General features: G+C 58.5%; 11 protein-coding genes and 2 pseudogenes. 8 read left to right on the plus strand and 5 right to left on the minus strand.

What is annotated here, in order from left to right:
* Positions 1–41: 41 nt before the first annotated feature.
* The 3 genes from IVB18_RS11080 to IVB18_RS51820 all read right to left on the minus strand — a co-directional run bounded on the left by IVB18_RS11080 (position 42) and on the right by IVB18_RS51820 (position 5,296).
* Positions 42–1,271, minus strand: coding sequence for an oligosaccharide flippase family protein (locus IVB18_RS11080; RefSeq protein ID WP_247989203.1), 1,230 nt, complete (start codon positions 1,269–1,271; stop codon positions 42–44).
* Between the two features lie 334 nt (positions 1,272–1,605).
* Positions 1,606–2,586: a glycosyltransferase family A protein gene (locus IVB18_RS11085; RefSeq protein WP_247989204.1), complete on the minus strand. Its 981-nt coding sequence runs from the start codon at positions 2,584–2,586 to the stop codon at positions 1,606–1,608.
* Between the two features lie 502 nt (positions 2,587–3,088).
* Positions 3,089–5,296 (minus strand): Ig-like domain-containing protein, encoded by a 2,208-nt coding sequence (locus IVB18_RS51820; protein WP_276581213.1) that lies wholly within the window; start codon positions 5,294–5,296, stop codon positions 3,089–3,091.
* 851 nt (positions 5,297–6,147) lie between these two features.
* On the opposite strand from IVB18_RS51820, the pseudogene IVB18_RS11100 reads away from it, so the two are divergent.
* Both IVB18_RS11100 and IVB18_RS11105 read left to right on the plus strand, forming a co-directional pair.
* A pseudogene (locus tag IVB18_RS11100) lies at positions 6,148–7,182 on the plus strand (acyltransferase family protein); the annotation flags it as partial.
* 294 nt (positions 7,183–7,476) lie between these two features.
* The gene (locus IVB18_RS11105) at positions 7,477–8,334 is read left to right on the plus strand and encodes an aldo/keto reductase (protein ID WP_247991603.1); all 858 of its coding nucleotides are present in this window, start codon (positions 7,477–7,479) and stop codon (positions 8,332–8,334) included.
* A 72-nt stretch (positions 8,335–8,406) separates the two neighbouring features.
* Here IVB18_RS11105 and IVB18_RS11110 read toward each other — a convergent pair whose 3' ends face one another.
* Positions 8,407–9,597 (minus strand): acyltransferase, encoded by a 1,191-nt coding sequence (locus IVB18_RS11110; RefSeq protein WP_247989205.1) that lies wholly within the window; start codon positions 9,595–9,597, stop codon positions 8,407–8,409.
* 368 nt (positions 9,598–9,965) lie between these two features.
* Here IVB18_RS11110 and rfbF point away from each other — a divergent pair, with 368 nt between their 5' ends.
* The 5 genes and pseudogenes from rfbF to IVB18_RS11135 all read left to right on the plus strand — a co-directional run bounded on the left by rfbF (position 9,966) and on the right by IVB18_RS11135 (position 14,209).
* Positions 9,966–10,811: a glucose-1-phosphate cytidylyltransferase gene (rfbF, locus tag IVB18_RS11115; RefSeq protein ID WP_247989206.1), complete on the plus strand. Its 846-nt coding sequence runs from the start codon at positions 9,966–9,968 to the stop codon at positions 10,809–10,811.
* A gap of 12 nt (positions 10,812–10,823) precedes the next feature.
* Complete coding sequence (locus IVB18_RS11120) at positions 10,824–11,897, plus strand: SDR family oxidoreductase (protein WP_247989207.1); 1,074 nt, start codon at positions 10,824–10,826, stop codon at positions 11,895–11,897.
* A gap of 271 nt (positions 11,898–12,168) precedes the next feature.
* Entirely contained in the window at positions 12,169–12,939 is a 771-nt protein-coding gene (locus IVB18_RS11125; protein WP_247989208.1) for a response regulator transcription factor, read from the plus strand.
* 598 nt (positions 12,940–13,537) lie between these two features.
* Positions 13,538–13,840: pseudogene (locus IVB18_RS11130) on the plus strand (cyclic nucleotide-binding domain-containing protein); the annotation flags it as partial.
* Between the two features lie 87 nt (positions 13,841–13,927).
* Positions 13,928–14,209, plus strand: a complete 282-nt coding sequence (locus IVB18_RS11135; protein WP_247991604.1) for a helix-turn-helix domain-containing protein — start codon at positions 13,928–13,930, stop codon at positions 14,207–14,209.
* A 186-nt stretch (positions 14,210–14,395) separates the two neighbouring features.
* On the opposite strand, the gene IVB18_RS11140 is transcribed toward IVB18_RS11135, so the two are convergent.
* The gene (locus IVB18_RS11140; RefSeq protein ID WP_247991605.1) at positions 14,396–15,814 is read right to left on the minus strand and encodes a glutamate-1-semialdehyde 2,1-aminomutase; all 1,419 of its coding nucleotides are present in this window, start codon (positions 15,812–15,814) and stop codon (positions 14,396–14,398) included.
* Between the two features lie 554 nt (positions 15,815–16,368).
* Between IVB18_RS11140 and IVB18_RS11145 the strand changes: the two genes are divergently transcribed.
* Entirely contained in the window at positions 16,369–16,950 is a 582-nt protein-coding gene (locus tag IVB18_RS11145) for a dTDP-4-dehydrorhamnose 3,5-epimerase family protein (protein ID WP_247989209.1), read from the plus strand.
* Positions 16,951–16,986 lie beyond the last annotated feature (36 nt).

Below are 16,986 nucleotides of genomic sequence, written 5' to 3' on the forward strand. Positions count from 1 at the left end.
CGGTCCTTCAGCGTGTAGCTTGGAGGCGCATCTGGTCGGGGTTAGGCCCCCACCCGACCGGAGTCGACGTTCGCGAGTGAGAAACCGAACAGGAGCCGGTAGCGCCAAAACGCAATGACGAGAGACGTGAACAGGATTGCTGCGCCAGCCCCGTGGAGACCGGCGAACGGCAGGAGTGACATCTGCGCAATCACCGAGACACATACCGATGCCACGTTTGTGACCGTCGTCATCCGATCGCGATGTGCCGTAAACAGGCTGAGGGCTCCGAAATCCGCCATGTAGCGTACGGCGAGCCCTGCAACGATCAGCCAGAAGGCCGACCACTGGACAGCGAGAGCGGGCTGATCCAGCCACGGCAAAAGGATCTGGAAAGCAAATCCGACCGCAATGCTAAGCGCCACGGTGGCGAGCGCTGTCGTCTGCATGAAGCGCCAGGCCAGCAGGCAGTGCGCGGACGAGCCTCCGGTCCGATATGCGCTGATCAGCAGAGGGCGCTGCTTTTGCTGGAGGACCAATGCGAGAAAGGTGGTTGCGGAACTCCCGACCGTCCAGAAGAGGAAGTAGATGCCGGCGACCTTCAAGCCCAGGAACAATGTGATGAGATAGCGGTCGATGTACTGGCTCGCAACAAAGCCGAGATCGCTTACCAGCATGAGGAAGGACTTCCGGATCGCTCCGGTAATCACCGAAGGTCTAAACGGGCGGGAAAAGGATGCTCGCCATGGCCAGGACCAGCTCAGGAAAACGAAAAGCCCTATCGAGACGACGCTTCCCGCCAGCCAAAAACCGAACAGGTACGGAAGCGCCCCAAAGCTCGGGTCCCAAATAGCGAGCGGAACATAGACGAGAATCCAGGCCGCACCGCGAATGAAGCCGATGGCGTTTGCCGAGAAGTGGTGCTGCAGGCTTGAAAGAAGATAGAAGATGTCGTTACCGACATGTTCGAACAGGATCACGGCAACGATCAGGACCCATAAAGCGGAAGTTCCAAGGACGATGGTAACCAGAATGGCGATCGTCAAGAGAACCATGTAGGCCGAGATCACGAAAGACCAGTAATGGCGCATGCTGTCGATCATTTCGCCTGCGGGAGCGGTGACCGCGTCGCGCATCAGCAGATGGTTCATTCCAAGATTGACGACGATCGGAACGGCCGCAATGGCGCCGGCGGCAAGTCCATACAGACCCAGTGACGACAGATCGAGATAACGGGCAATGAACAGGGCGAGGCCGAATTTGCAGCCCATGACGCTGGCCCGCATGGCCATGACTACAAGATCGACGAGGAGCCGCTTGTGTGAAGTGGGCACGGCTGCGGCGCTCATAATGTAGACGGTGAATCAGGCACAGCGAACCACCAGTATGTTTTGTACCCGACCTGCCACGACGTCCCCGGACGCCGCCCGTTGGATCGAATGGATAGTGGCTCGTTATGTGAACTGATGACCATGAACTCGCTTCCGCAAGGAAGCCTACATATGTCGAGTCCCCAGGATTTGAGGGGCATCAATAACCGCGTGGCTGAGAAGATGTGCGTGACTGCGCGATTGCCGAGCGAGGCGGCGCATGTTGAGTAGCGCGACGACGCCGTGGTGGGCGCCGTCAGGCTAGTTGCTCCGGTGTGCTGTGCCTCAGCCGGCGCAGCCGGGCAGCAAGCCGTTGTGGACAAAGGGTCACAGCAACGAAGCGAAGAACGGCCTTCAGGCTGATACCGTAAAGGTCGCGACGAAATTGCCAGGCGACGTTCAAGGTCTCCTGAATGCTGCCGCCGCTCTTGCGGTAATCGGATAGCGTGATCAGCCCGCGGCGCGCGAAGCAGCGCCTGGCCTGGATTTGGATGGTCTTGCGCATCCGCGGGTCCTGGACATGAACCTCCGCGGTCTGTGCGATCAGATCGGCTACCTTGCGCCCGTCGTGCAGAAGCTTTTCGACGCCCAATCGAGCCGTCTCGGAATCGTCGTGATAGGTGTAGGTCGCGCAGGCCTCGTTGATCAACCCAGCTCTGCCCAGCAGCAGGAGCGGCGCCCAAGCGGCGACGTCGGCGGTGTGCGGCAGATCAAGCGGGATGCCTCCTCGTTCGCGCAGGAGTTCGGTCCGCATCACCACGCCGCACATATTTACAGTGATCTGATCGGTCAAGAAGGCCTTCAGAATCGCGGCGCCGTCCCGAATGCCTGTATCGTAGAGACGACTGGTACGCGGGGGCCTCGTCTGTCCGAGCGATGCAGCATGAAGGTTGCTTAGCGTAATCACGCTCGAAAGCTGCGGCTGTTGCTTGATGAGGGCCGCTGACCGCTCGAGCAGCCACGGCATGACCCTGTCATCATCAGAAACGAAGACTATGTAATCGCCCTTGGCATTCTCGAGACACGCATTCCAGTTTGGGAGCAGGCCGATATTCATTTCCTGGTTGATGACTCGCAATCTTGTGTCGCTAAAGCTTTCCAGAACGCGGACGGTATCGTCCGGCGAGGCGTTATTCGAGACGAGGACCTCGAAATGGGGGTAGGTCTGTGACAGCGCTGACGCAATGCATCCCTTTAGGAGCGCGGCCCGATTATATGTAGGAATGGCGATCGTCACGAACGGGTAGTCCCGGCCGGCCCGAAAGTTGTGGTTCGCGACCGTTTGCACGGAATCTAAGGATGCGCCCTTCGTGATGTTTACAGAAGGTACCATGGATCAGGATTGCCGAACGTGGCGCATCAGCAATGCGCGCGGGTGCCATGTGTCCGACCAAATATGCGCCGGTTTCTGATCAGAAGTGAACCTGGTGGCGTGCACGACCGTCTCCCACACTCGATCATACATAGCGCGCATGGACGGCGAACGGCATCATTCAGGGCACGCCCAGTGTCAACTAGTGCAGAGTGGGCTGACCCGAGTTGACGGCGATCAATTCCGCCTCGTTGCTCTCGAACTGCGGCGGCGTACCTCAGGCGTGCTCATTCCGCGTTGCCCAGCCTGCGTTCGCGTGCTCGATCGGGATTTGCCTCGCGTGGGCTACAAGTCCACGTGGGCGACGTCCCAAAAAGGTGCCGTTGCGCGACACCCTTTGGGCTGCCTTCGCTCAATCGCCAGCGAACTAGTGCTGCCAGGGAAGGGAAAGTGTCTGCGTGGGAGAAGCGTTGGCCTCACTGGCTAAGACCCTGCTGGTCTCGGCGCCGGAGCTGATGACAGCAGTCGCCGCATATTGATTCATCAGCGCCATTGCATGACTTGCATCACTCAGCAGGGACGACGAAGCGGCGCTTGGCGGCTTGGCAACCAACGAAACGTTGTCATAGAGCGCACCTAGTCCGTCACCTGACTGGCCTGCCAGCTCGCGGAATGTCAGGCGGTCCTGTCCGCCGGTGCCGGTCACCGTGAAATCATAGCTTTGCCAGGTGCTACCGGGTGGAACTACGTCAATGACCGAGCCGTTCCACAACACCGCAATTGAGCAGGTAGAGCTTGTGAACCCCGGCCGAGAGCGCGCGTCAAAGGAAAGAGCGTACTCTTGTCCAGCGACGGTCTTTACATCCTGGTACAAGCCATCAAGAGCTCCGGCAAAGTCCAACTCGCCGTAATTGCCTCCGTTGCTGGCCTTCACGCCGTTGAGATTGTTCCAGAGCTCGATGGTGCCGCCACTGATGGCGTGCCAGCCCTGAATGGAATTGGAGGCTCCCCACCGACCGTCCTGCAAGGGCGCCAGTGATGACGACTCGAAGGATCCGTTCACAAGGAGATTCGTACCCGCTGCCGGCGATGACGTGACTGGCGGGGACGTGGCGGTGGTTAGTTCAATATTGTCATAGAGCGCACCGAGTCCGTCACTGCCTTGGCCCGCCACCTCACGGAAAGTGAGGCGATCCTTGGCACCGGTCCCTACCACCTTGAAGTCGTAGGTTTGCCAGTCGGTGCCTGGAGGGACAGTGGCAATGAGTGAGCCATTCCACAACACCTCGATCGAGCAGGTCGAACCGGTGAAGCCAGATCGTGAGCGCGCGTCGAAGGACAGGTTGTAGGCCTGCCCGGCAACGGTCTTTACGTCCTGGTAGAAGCCATCTCGAGCGCCGGCATAGTCGAGTTCGCCGAAATTGCCTCCGTCGCTGGCCTTGACCCTGTCGAGATTGTTCCAGAGCTCGATCGTGCCACCGGCGATCGCGGTCCAGCCGGAAACGGACTGGTAGGCTCCCCAACGGCCGCCGGCGAAGGGCGCCAAGGTAGTTGCCTCGAACGATCCATTAACCAGCAGGTTCTGGCCGGCTGCCGGCGGCGAGGTGACGGGAGGAGTCGCACTCACTATCACATTCAGGGCAGCGGATTTCGAACTGACGTTGCCCGCAGCGTCTGTGGCGTTCGCGATGAACGTGTGGGTCCCGTCCGACAATTGCGCCGTGGTGAGGCTCCAGGCGCCGCTCGCATTGGCTTTCGTCGTGCCAATGACGGTCGTCCCTTCAAACACCTTTACAGTGCTGCCGGCTTCCGCCGTACCACTCAGCGTCAATTGTTTGGCGTCCGTGGTCTTGTCTCCGACTGTACCCGTATCGGGCGTAAACGCCGCGATCTTGGGTGCTGCCGGTGCCAGCGTGTCCGGCGGCACGACCGGAGGCGTTTGTGAAGATCCGAGCAGCGGCGGAGGCAAGTCTGCCTGGAATGCCGCAGTGCTCATGGAATAGTAGCCAACCGTCCTCCATTGGGTCGACAGCTCAACCCAGTTGCTGCCACCAACGCCCGGATTGTTGCTGTGGTCGGAAAGAAACGGAGCCGTCGCGTTGCGCCACCAATCGACGCCTACCATGGCCACCAGTTTCGCGTTCGGATCGGTCGTCCTCATATCCATTTGGACATAGACGCCGTCGACCGTTCCAGCCGCGTATGTCCCTCGCGATCCATACCAGAAATGATCATTGTAGCCGGCCGCAGGGGCATCAAAGCTCGCGGCGCCACCTGGCAGGCGAGTCACCTGCATCGGATAGGCTGAGTTGCCGGCGAAATCGGCGACGAAATGCCCCCCCCCCAGACCAAGCTTTGACTGGTCCTGCACCAGCACCCATTGGCCGGTTTCCTCGATATGCACATAGGTTTTCGCGTTCGCGACTTCGACATCTGCGTTCGCGGAGGCGGCGGCCCCTTCCTCGGTATAAACTTGCCCCCAACCCTCGACGGCGGAAAAGCCTGGAGGCGGGGTCAGCTGACCACCAGGGTTCCAGCCCTTGTACCAGCTGTAGCTGTGCGGCACGCCGGTAGGAAACCCCTCGCTCCGACCAAGCGTGTTCTGTTTGATCAGCTCCGATAACGAAATCGCCATTTCAATGTCCCGCTCGTTTGGAGGTGTCGGTATTATGAGAGCAGCAATCAGCGTTGACCGGGCGAGCACCGCCTGCGGCCCTAAAGCATGATCGCCTCGCGCCGCTCACGCTATCCGAACGCAATTTCTGCTGAGACGCGATAGTCACAAAGAACGGCCGCACGCCCGCACGGCCCAACTTTCAAGCGTCACTGAAATCGGCCTTGCCGAATCACATCGAGTCCTTCTCCAAAAGATGAACCAAGCCACAGCAAAGTTCAATCGACGCGCGTATCGAACTCGTTGCATCTCGCCTGAGACTTGCACGGATTTTATGCACCGGCCGCCAAATTGGGCGGTCGACGCAATGCAAGCCGACCCCATTTTCAATTTTGACGCTCGCAACAGAATTTGTCGCCAATGTGATTGAGCTGTTCCCGAATGGGGTGTTAGTGCGGCGTTCTTCGATCAAAGAGAGACGATGAGGGTGGTGTTTGTCTCTTCGAAGAGCGAAAGGCGCTTGAGCGCTCATCGTGCTACAGTAAAGAGTTATAAGCTGTTTTTCGCCTTCACCCGTTGTGCAGTAAACGCGCTTTCAGCGGACTTGCGTCGAATTGTCTCGCGTCAGTTGGGCGCGTGCACGGCTTCTCGAATTCGGGCGTCCTAGGCATCGCGTTGACTCGATTCGCGCATTGTTCGGCAGCTAGGCAGAGGCCAGTCGGGATCGTTCCGCGCCGCGCATTATTGAGAAGCGTCAATTCGACCCCGGAAAATCGCGGCTAAGCACTCGGAAAGCTTGCATCGCTTCCCTGATTCGCCGGGTTGCTCGAGACGGAAGGCATGACGTGATCGGTTTTCGCGCGGAGACCGGAGTGTCTCCTGTTCTGTCGGACTGGCTCGACCTCGCCCGCGGACTTGCTGCCGTCGAGGTCGTGGCATTCCATTCCTATCAGTTGATGTTCATGGAGAAGCTGCCGAGTGAGAGTTATGACCCGGCGATCAGATTGGTCTATTCCGTTCTCTGGACCCTGAGCGCATATGGCCCTGCTGCCGTTCTGGTGTTCTTTGTCTTAAGCGGCTACCTGGTGGGTGGGCCTGCGCTGGTCAGAAGTCTGCGCGGACGATTGCATGTAGTCGACTATTTCTCCGCGCGCTTTGCACGGCTCTATGTCGTACTTCTGCCTGCGCTGACCATCTCCTTCTGCGTCTATATTTCAGCGCAGCAATCCGCGGGCTGGCAGGCCTATGTTTCCTCTCATCAAGACGTCTACAACAGTGCGGCAATCTTCCACGCGCCTGTCGGTGTCGCGACCGCAATCTGCAATGGCTTGTTTCTCCAGACGATAGCTTGTTCGGAATTCGCCGGAAACGCGGCCCTGTGGAGCTTGTCGAACGAGTTTTGGTATTACGTGCTGTTTTTTGCGCTGATTTCGGTCCGCAAGACACCGGCCTACGGTCTGCTCATCATCGCGGTTTTCGGATTGTTCGTGGTGGCGGAGCACGTCGATGGCCATGGCACGCATATTGGCCTTAAACTCATCTTCTTCTTTTCCATTTGGTGCCTCGGTGTGATTGCCTATGCCGTGACTGCACCGATCTGGGCATGGTGTTGCGGCTTCCTCGTGAGTATGGGTGGCCTGTACCTTCTCACATCCAAAGGCCTTTTCCCGCAATGGGCCGCATTCAGCCTGGCCGTGGGGTTGGGCGCAGCCGCATTCATTATCGGCCTCGACTATCTAAAGATACCACTACCCTCATTGCTGCGACGCGGCAGAGAACTCGCAAAATTCAGCTTTTCATTGTACGCGATTCACTACCCGATCCTCTTGCTGCTGAACGTCACGGTTGCAAGTAGTCGTCAGGATTTCACTCTCGCATCAGTCGGGCTTGACGCGAGCTTCATCCTGACTTGCCTGCTCGCCGCAGGCATCGTCTATTTCATGTTCGAAAGTCGCACGCCTGCGATCCGAGACTGGTTGAAGGGCATTATGCTTCACGGCACAGTGGGCCGTGGTCGTATATTCCGTCCGACAGCGATAGCTGACACCGTTAGTTCGCCGAGCGCGCTCGCAGCAGATCGTGCGATGATGATACCTAGTGCGGTGGCAAAGCCGCCCTTGCAATCGTCCGGCACCGACGCTTCGCTGGTGCAGATCGCCTCTCCGCAAGTGCGATATGGGGCGCCCGCGGCGAACGTTCCGATGGTGCTGCTGAATGACGGCCATGCACTGCCTCAACTCGGCTTCGGTGTCTGGCAGATCGACAATGCGCGCGCACCTGAGGTCATCGCCACCGCGATGAATGCCGGCTATCGCTTGATCGACACTGCGGCGAACTACGGAAACGAAGCCAGTGTCGGCGTGGCCTTGAGGCGGATGAATCTGCCGAGAAGCCAGTTGTATGTCACGACGAAGCTCCGTAACGAAGATCAGGGATACGATCGGACAATGCGCGCCTTCGACGCCAGCGCTGCGAGGTTGCAACTCGACGTGATCGATCTGTACTTGATTCATTGGCCATGTCCTCAACGCGCGGCCTACGTCGAAACCTGGCGTGCGCTCATTGAACTCCAGAAGCAGGGACGTGTTCGGTCGATCGGGGTGTCCAACTTCACGGCCGATCATTTGGAGCGCATCATCCATGAGACCGGCGTCACACCGGCGGTGAATCAGATCGAATTGCATCCCGCGTTTCAGCAGCAAATGCTGCGGAATATCCATGAACGCTACGGCATCGTGACCCAGGCCTGGAGCCCGCTCGGCCAGGGCAGGGCTCTTGACGATCCGAGGATCCGGGCCATCGCTGAGCGCAGCAGCCGTACCGTCGCGCAGGTCATTCTTCGCTGGCACCTCGAGACCGGCTCTATCGCGATTCCGAAATCGGCAAACGCGGCCCGCATGGCTGAAAACATCGATCTATTCGGCTTTGGGCTGACCAGCAACGACCATGCTGTAATTGCGGGGCTGGACCGGCCCGATGGACGGATCGGCCCCGATCCAGCAGCGTATGGGCAAATGCGCATCCTGCGCCGGCTGACCCGACGCTTCTTGACGACCTGATTGGCGCGCGTCCGCGGCGGTGGATGCGAAGTCGGTCTTGCGCGGCTGATGAACGCTGAACAAACGTCCACTCTACCGGCTCAGATCATCATCCCAGCTCGTGTGGACCGTTTGCTTGGGTGACGTCGCGTGTGCGGGTTCCGCGGAGCGACGAACCAGAAAGCCCCGAGCGAGTACAAGGTGATTTCGTGTACGGTCTACGAGCGTCGAGACGAACGCGAGAATGATCTTCTTCCTCGCCATCACCTTGGATTCAAGCAGATGCCACGATGCCATCGCGAAGACGAGCGTCGCGGCGAGGCTGAGCCCGAAATTGACGTACCACACGCGGTGATCGGGCAACAGCTGAGCCACTGTCTGCTGCACCGGAAATCCATAGAGATACACGCCGTACGAATAGTCGGCGACCTTGGCAATCGGTCCTGTGCTGAAATTGAGCAGTCCGAGATAGACCGTGAGGTAGGCAACGAAGATGGCGGCGAGATCCTCGCCGGCTCGGGTCGAGGTGAGCACGGAAACAACGAAACCGGCGGCGCTGGCCAGAAAGAGCCAGGGGGAATACGCGATCCTGCTTCGGTTCAGGAATAGCGCGACCCCGCACAGAAAAGCGAGGACCAACATTCGGCCTGGGGGCGCGGCCGGCGAACCCGGCTTGCCGCCAAGCACGTCGCGCAGCGCCAATGCGATAATGATGAACAGCACGGCGAAGAGGAACAGCCGGTGGCGCTTGGTTAGGCCGATCAATGCCGCCGCGCTGATCGCCAGATAGCATTCGAGCTCGTGTGGGATGGTCCAGAGCTGGCTGTTCACCATGTTTGGTACGGGCAAATCAGAAAAAACGCTCGGCAGGTAGAAGTGAATATCGCCGATCGTATTAAGCAAGTAACGGAAGAAGTCCGGATCGGTGAAATACTGCGATAGTGGGAGAGTCGTAAAGATTGAACCGATCAATATCGCCGAGATCATGACTTCCGCGGTCAGAGCGGGAAATATTCGTATAATCCGCAACACGACGAATAACGGAAGATTGTTGCGCTCGAGGCTTCCTGCGACGAGGAAGCCGCTCAGCGCAAAGAAGGCCGGAATGACAAGCCAGACCAGTGGTTTGAGAGGGCCGCCATAGAACCACTGCTCGGCGGCCAGGCCGTAGCACACTGCGACGGTATGCCAGAGGATTACTGCGATCGCCAATGTGATGCGTAGGACGTCGAAGCCCGCGGGCCTCCCCTTCGTCGCTTCCCATTTGTCTTCAATCGATGCCATCGCTCGGTCCTGCCGAGTGTAGTACGAGGTCGCTCTGATCCTTGATTATGAGCGGTTGGGATCGGGAAGTTGACAAGCGTCAAATCGTCGACGTGAGCGTTGTGACGGCGCGGTAGGCTTATTCGCAGCGCGTGTGCTGCGGGCAGACGTTTCGAGCGTTGGTGCGCGACCGGCAACGAAATGGAAGTTGGTCCCTAATCGTGCAGATGACCAAGGGCAGCGCTCTGCCACTCAGTTCAATGCGACTTAGTCGAGTTGACGGTTATCAACTTGGTCTTGCGGCTGCGACCTAGGGTTCGATCTCGTCGCCCCATCCGCGATTGTTCATCCGGATGAGTCGGGCGGTGTCCCTGAGACAGGAGATCCCGATGAAGGTTGTCATTCTCGCCGGCGGCTATGGTACGAGATTGAGCGAGCATACCTCGGTGGTTCCAAAGCCATTGGTTGAGATCGGTGGTCGTCCGATCCTGTGGCACATCATGAAGCTCTATTCTCATCACGGCCTGAATGAATTCGTCATCTGCTGTGGTTACAAGAGCACGGTGATCAAAGACTATTTCATGAGCTACCTGTCTCATCAGGGAGATTTCACGCTCGACCTCCAGTCCAATCGCATTGAAATGCATCGAAATGGCTGCGAACCCTGGAAGGTGACGCTGGTCGATACCGGCGAGAAGACGATGACCGGTGGCCGGCTTAAGCGGGTGCGCGATCATCTCGGGGATTCGACGTTTTGCATGACGTATGGCGATGGTGTCTGCGACGTCAACATACGCGAATTGATCAAGTTTCATCATCAGCAAGGCGCGCTGGCGACGGTCACTGCGGTACAGTTGCCTGGCCGCTTCGGCGCGATCAATCTCTCTTCGGACCGCCCGCGCGCGGCGCAGTTCCGCGAAAAGGACGCGGGCGACGGCCAGGTCATCAACGGAGGCTTCTTCGTCGTGGAGCCGCAGGCTCTCGATCTTGTCGACAGTGATAGCACAAGCTGGGAGAGTGAACCGCTGACGCGGTTGATCGAACAGGACCAACTCGCGGTCTATAGGCACCGTGGTTACTGGCAGAACATGGACACCTTGCGCGACAAGACCGTGCTGCAAGGGCTATGGGATGCAGGCAATCCGCCTTGGTGCGTGTGGGGCAAGGGTGGCGTCGCGGCGAGTGCGAACACGCCGACGCCGAAGCCGGCCATTGCCCATCAAGTCACGCTCTGAGGAGATGATCACATGCGCATTCTCTTCACGGGAGCCGACGGATATATCGGTGCGGTGCTCGGTCCAAAATTGCTTGAACGCGGTCACCACGCGACCGGTATTGACACGGGTCTGTACCGTCGTGGTTGGCTATTCGATGACGGCAGGACACGGCCGATGGTGATGTCACGTGATACGCGGCAATTGTCGCGGTCCGATTTGGTAAACTTCGACGCTGTGGTTCACTTGGCGGAACTGTCCAATGATCCGCTCGGGGAGAACAATCCCGCTATAACGATGGAGATCAACCATCGTGGATCGGTGGAGTTTGCGCTCAAATGCAAGGAAGCGGGCATCGAACGATTCGTCTATGCGTCGTCTTGCAGTATCTATGGTGCGGCAGGGGGCGACCTGAAATCCGAGACGTCAACCTGCGATCCTCAAACGGCCTACGCGCGATGCAAGGTACTGGTTGAACGTGATCTCGTCGCGTTGACAGATTCCCGCTTCACGCCGGTGTTTCTGCGCAACGCGACAGCGTTTGGAGCATCCCCCCGACAGCGCTTCGACCTGGTCTTGAACAATCTTGCCGGCTGGGCGTTCACGACGGGAAAGATACGCGTCATGAGCGACGGCACGCCTTGCCGTCCTCTGGTCCATATCGAGGACATCTGCCAGGCAATCCTGTGTGCTCTCGAAGCGCCACGCGGGGCAGTCTGCGCCGAGGCATTCAATGTTGGCGACGAAACCCAGAACTATACGGTGCGCGAGATTGCAGAGATCGTGAACGAGACTTTTCCCGGTTGCGAGCTATCATTCGGTCCGAGCGGCCCAGACAACCGCAGCTATCGTGTATCTTTTGCAAAGATTAAGGCTCACATGCCAAGCTTCCGCTGCGGATGGAATGCGCAGCGCGGTGCGCGGCAATTGAGAAGCGTGTTCGAACATATTCAGTTGGACGAAGCCACGTTCAATGCGGCGCCCTTTACTCGCCTTTCCGAGCTTCGCCACTTGCAACACACGGAGCAGTTGGATTCCCATTTGCGGTGGACGCCGATTCCCGAATTCGTTCCGGGGGCGAACGCGTTATCATTGGTCGGCGGCTGAGCGCCGGTGGATGGGCCACAGGTGCGATAGCTCTCGGCCGTCGACGCACGTGCCGCGGCAAAAAGCGGAGCCTTACAATCTGTTGACTTTCTCTCAAGCTATCATATTGTTTTTGCAGTGCCGCATTTTGGTCACGGTCCGGTTGCCAAGAGCGGCTAGGATGCAAGTCGATAGTTAGACGGGGCGATTTTTTGCTCGCACTTTTGTCAGTCGAGCTGCCAACGATGTGAGCATTCCGGGTAAGAGTACGGGATTGCTCGAGGATTGAGCGGTGTCTGTTATATTAGTAGTCGATGCGCACAGTGTTTATCGTAGCGGCCTCCGGGACGTGATTGGGACCCGGTTCAAGAAATCTCGCGTTGTTGATACCTCGGGGCTCGAAGGCTTCGATCTGGAGACCAGTTTCGATCTGATTTTGATCGACCTCGGCTGCCTCACCCCGCGTTCGCTCGGTGTTCTTGCTGAAGTATTCGACATAAGGCCCGCGACGCGTATTGCCGTGATGTCAACGTCGACTACGCGTGAGGATGTGTTGAGGTGTCTTTCGGCCGGCTTCCACGGTTTCGTGCCCAAGCTTCAGTCGGATGAGGAATTGCTGTCCGCGATCGATGATTTGTTGTCGGGACGCATCTATGTACCCCGGTGGCTGGCTGATGATGACGTTCGCCGGCCAGAAACTACTCAGACGGTCAACTTCGATCTAGAGGCCCTGCGATTGACGCGCCGGCAGAACGAAATTCTTCCGCTCCTGGCTCAGGGAATGTCGAACAAGGAGATTGCGCGCGAACTGAGTATTGCGGAAGGGACCAGCAAGATTCATACAGCGGCTCTTCTGCGCGCGCTTGGCGCTCGCAATCGCACGGAGGCCGCGTTTATGGCCGCGAAGCTGGTCGGGCCCAGAGACCGGTTAACCACAAAAATGAAGAGCCAGAGGTTCGTGATCAACAGGAGCAATGGCTCAGGTTCCGATCAGATCTCCGGCACCCGGTGGACCGGCCGTTCTTTCGAAGACCGGCGGAGCGATCGCCGCCTTCTCAAATGAGCGGCGGCATCATCTTGTCACGTCTCCGGGCGGGATCCGGCGCGCTGCCCGCATCCAGGAGTTAGCAAACGAAGCGGTCGACGCGGCGCGCCGACGAGCCTTGGTTCGCCACACTTCTCGGCCAGCGCCAGAGCCTCCAGGAAGGCAAGTGTATCGTCGCCGCCGAATTGCGCGCGGGTCTTCAGGTTGCGTCTTCTCCATCTTCCTGGGACATTTCAATATACCGGCATCGCACTCGGAGTTCCACCAAAGTGGATAATCCCGGGACGCCTCTGGAAACTCAGACCGTTAAGAGTTACTGGGGGAGCGCGCCTTGTGCATGCTTCGCGTCGGTTGCTCCGCTGTCGCAAATCGGTGAGAACGAAGGTAGGCGCGGAAATCGGCGCGACTGCCGCAGAGACGCGCATCTTGCCAATCGTTTGCACGAATTTTTCGCTCGATTGAGTGCTGCGTGAGCAGCGAATAGTTTTCTCGCCTGACGGACTAGATCGACCGGCTTATTCGGAACCGGCAAAATCCTAACGCATTAGCCTGAATATCCTTCGGATCAAGAGGGCCTACACTTCAATGCGCCGGATTAGGTGCTGAGGTGATAGACATGCTTACGGAATCGGCTTCGCTCGACGACGGAAAATTATCTACGCCAATCTTCAGATCGACCCGTAACGACGCTCCTGAGTTCCGACGGCCCTCCACATCCTTCATACCCCGTGGCCGGGCCCTATTCTGGGAGGGAGAAGAAGAGGCTCAAAAGATCGAAATTGTTGAGGGCGTCGTCCGGGCGGTCCGGCTACTTGAGAACGGAAACCGCCAAATCCTCGCCTTCTATTGGCCCGGCGATGTGGTCATGCCAACTCATTCAACCAACCAGCAGTATACCGCAGAGGCTGTGACAGATTGTCGTGTAGTTCGATCGAAAGTCTCTGGAGTGTGTCGGAGCGATGAGCCCTGTGGTGCACACCAGGTCTTGGCGGATACGCTCTCGTTGGTGCTGACCATGAGCCAAAAAAATTGCGTGGCGCGCATCGCGTGGCTGTTGTTGCGCATTCGGCCGCACTTGCCCGCCGATCTCAAACGCCCGGAAGCACTCCGGCTTCAGTTGCCCCGGGCCGATCTTGCCGACCACGTCGGAACATCGCTTGAAACGGTTTGCCGCACGCTCGCAGAGTTCAAAGCGAAAAAACTAATTGACCTGCCCAACCGCAAGACCATCAGGTTCGTCAACTTGGAAGGTTTGGCGAGGATCTCCAACGGGCCGGCCTTCGATTGATTTGATTTCGATTTGCGAATGAGAAAGTTCATTTGGTTCCTTCCACGCGGCGGCGGCGGCAGGTTCGGTTCGGACTGGGCTGAGCGTTCGCACTTTCGCCGTGACTGTTTCCCTTGCTTACCGCGGGCCAACGGTTGGAGTGGCCCACCGTCTGCTGAAGTATGTTAGAAGCCGACCTACGGAGCGTCAGGCCTTGAGCGATTCATTTGCTTTTGCGTCGCTTAACATTTGGCATGTCGGCTGCAGAGCTGGATTGGCTCGCCGACGGAATACGGGTTGAACCGGTCGACCGATCAGATGGGCTTCGGGTCCGTCTTCCAGCGCCTTCCGGTACACGTCGAGTGCTCCATCGATGGCCTCGATGGTCTGGTCGATATCATCATCAGAGTGCGAATAGCTCACGACCAGTGACGGAGCTAGCAAGCCGCGGCGGATTGTCTCCTGCAAAAACAGCGCGCGAAAGATCTGTGATGGCGCTCCGTCGTCATCGAGGCAGGTATAGATCAAGTTGGACGTCCGGCCGGCGAGCTTGAAATGGTTGGCTAGTCCGCGACGGCGTGCGCAAGCTTCGACCCCGGCCTTCAGGCGGTCTCCCTGGCGGTGGAGCGTCTCGATGACAGGCCGGTCGCGATAGGTGTCCATGACGGCCAATGCCGCGGCCAACGCGTGGGTTTCGGCACCGTGCGTGGTTGACAGCAAGAAGACACGGTCTCGATCATGATCGAGGCCGCCGAGTTTCATGATATCGCTCTTGCCAACCAGCGCGGAGATCGCAATGCCGTTGCCCAGCGCCTTGCCGAACGTCGATAGATCGGCCTCGACCTCGTGATACCTCTGAGCAGAGCATTTCGGCCACCGAAAGCCCGTGATCATCTCGTCGAGAATCAAGATGGCGCCGTTCCGATCACAGAGTTCGCGCAACCCGGTCAGATATCCGGCGGCAGGCGGCACCTCCTTTTCGGCTTCGAGGATCAGCGCTGCGATCTGGCCCGGGTACTGAGCAAAAAGCGCTTCCGCCGAGGACAGGTCATTGTACCGGAATCCGAGCGTCAGCCGTGTCACATCGAGGGGGATGCCGGCGTCCATCGCCGTCGTGCAGATCGCCCAATCGTCGTAGGAGAAGAAGGGGTGGTCGGAGCACATGGCGACCATATTCCGGCCGGTGTAGGCTCGGGCAAGGCGGATCGCGGCAGTCGTGGCCGTCGACCCGTCCTTCGTGAACTTTGCCATTTCGGCGCCGGGGACCAGCTCGATCAGACGCTCCGCGCACTCGACCTCCAGCGTCGATGGCCGCGTAAAATTTGTTCCTTGCGACAGCTGCTCTGTGGCGGCCCTGACTACAGCGGCAAAGCCATGGCCGAGTGACACGGCGCGCAACCCCATTCCGTATTCGATGAACTCGTTGCCGTCAGCGTCCCAGACGTGGCAGCCGAAGCCCTTCAAGATGAAGCCCGGCGCCAGCAGCGGATATTGATCATCGCCCTTCGCGTAGGTGTGTGCTCCACCAGGGATCGCTGCGCGGGCTCGAAGTCGTAGTTCGCCAGACGCCGTGAACCTGCCTAGATTTTCCCTCGTCGCCGTTCCTGACCAGCAGGAAGAACTCATCTTCATAACCGACCCCGCTACCGCGCGTAATTTTCGAAGGACCAGCTTTCCTCTCGCCAATCCCTTGCCTGTCGACCCATTCGATATGGCCAAAATGCCGCATACTTGAGAGTTCTCAATTCGGCACCGTTCGTCGCAAACGTTTCAGCAGTCATTTCGAGTTGGTCGCTCTCTGCAACGAGATGGAAGCGGAGAGCTCCCAGACCGCAGGCTCTGCCCCTGCGCCGTTCCTCAACTGAAGTCATCGCCTCCCATCCCATCGTTATTGAGCTTCGTCAGATTGATGAATGCGGCGTCAGCTAGGCTGAAGGCCGTTGTGTTTCAGGGTTGAGTGCCAAGTATGTCTGAAGCTGAACAACTCAGAACCGCAAGATACGTATCCGAAATCAGCGTCGCGAAAACGGCGAGGCGAGGCATCGACTGGCCTGTTCTCGGTGTCGCTTTGGCGCTGGTTTGCGTCGTCGCATGGGACCTCGCTCTGCTGTGGCTTGCCTTTCAACTTTGCCGAATCGTGTTCCTCTAGAAATCGGTAACCTAACGGTCTCTCCTGCAGCATGATATTCTCAGAAACGATCCTCACCGGAGCCTATACGGTGGACGTCGACAGGCACCAGGATAACCGCGGGTACTTTGCCCGGATATTCTGCGCCGATACGTTTCTGGCGCACGGTCTCAAACCCGTCGTCGCGCAGGGGAGTATCAGCTACAACGCGAAACGCGGCACGTTGCGCGGGATGCATTTTCAATATCCGCCGGCGGCGGAGGCCAAGTATGTGCGATGCTCCAAGGGTGCGGTGGCCGACGTGATCGTCGACTTAAGGCCGGAATCGCCGACCTATTTGCGCTCTGTCACGGTCAACCTGTCTGCGGAAAACGGCCGCGGCCTCTACATACCCGAGCGCTTCGCACACGGCTTCATCACGCTCACCGACGACACCGAGCTGATCTACCTCATCAGCAACTACCACGTACCGGGCGCCGAAGGCGGGCTGTCGCATGATGATCCGGCGCTTGCAATCGCCTGGCCGACAGACGTACGCGTGATCTCGGAACGCGACACGGCATGGAAGCCCTACAGCGAGATCGGTGCTGAATTGAAGGCGCGGATGAGATCCGCTGTGCGGGCAGGCACTTAGATCAAGCGGCGGCGCGACCTCGTCAACACGAAGTCT

This window comes from Bradyrhizobium sp. 186, from assembly GCF_023101685.1.
GTDB lineage: Bacteria > Pseudomonadota > Alphaproteobacteria > Rhizobiales > Xanthobacteraceae > Bradyrhizobium.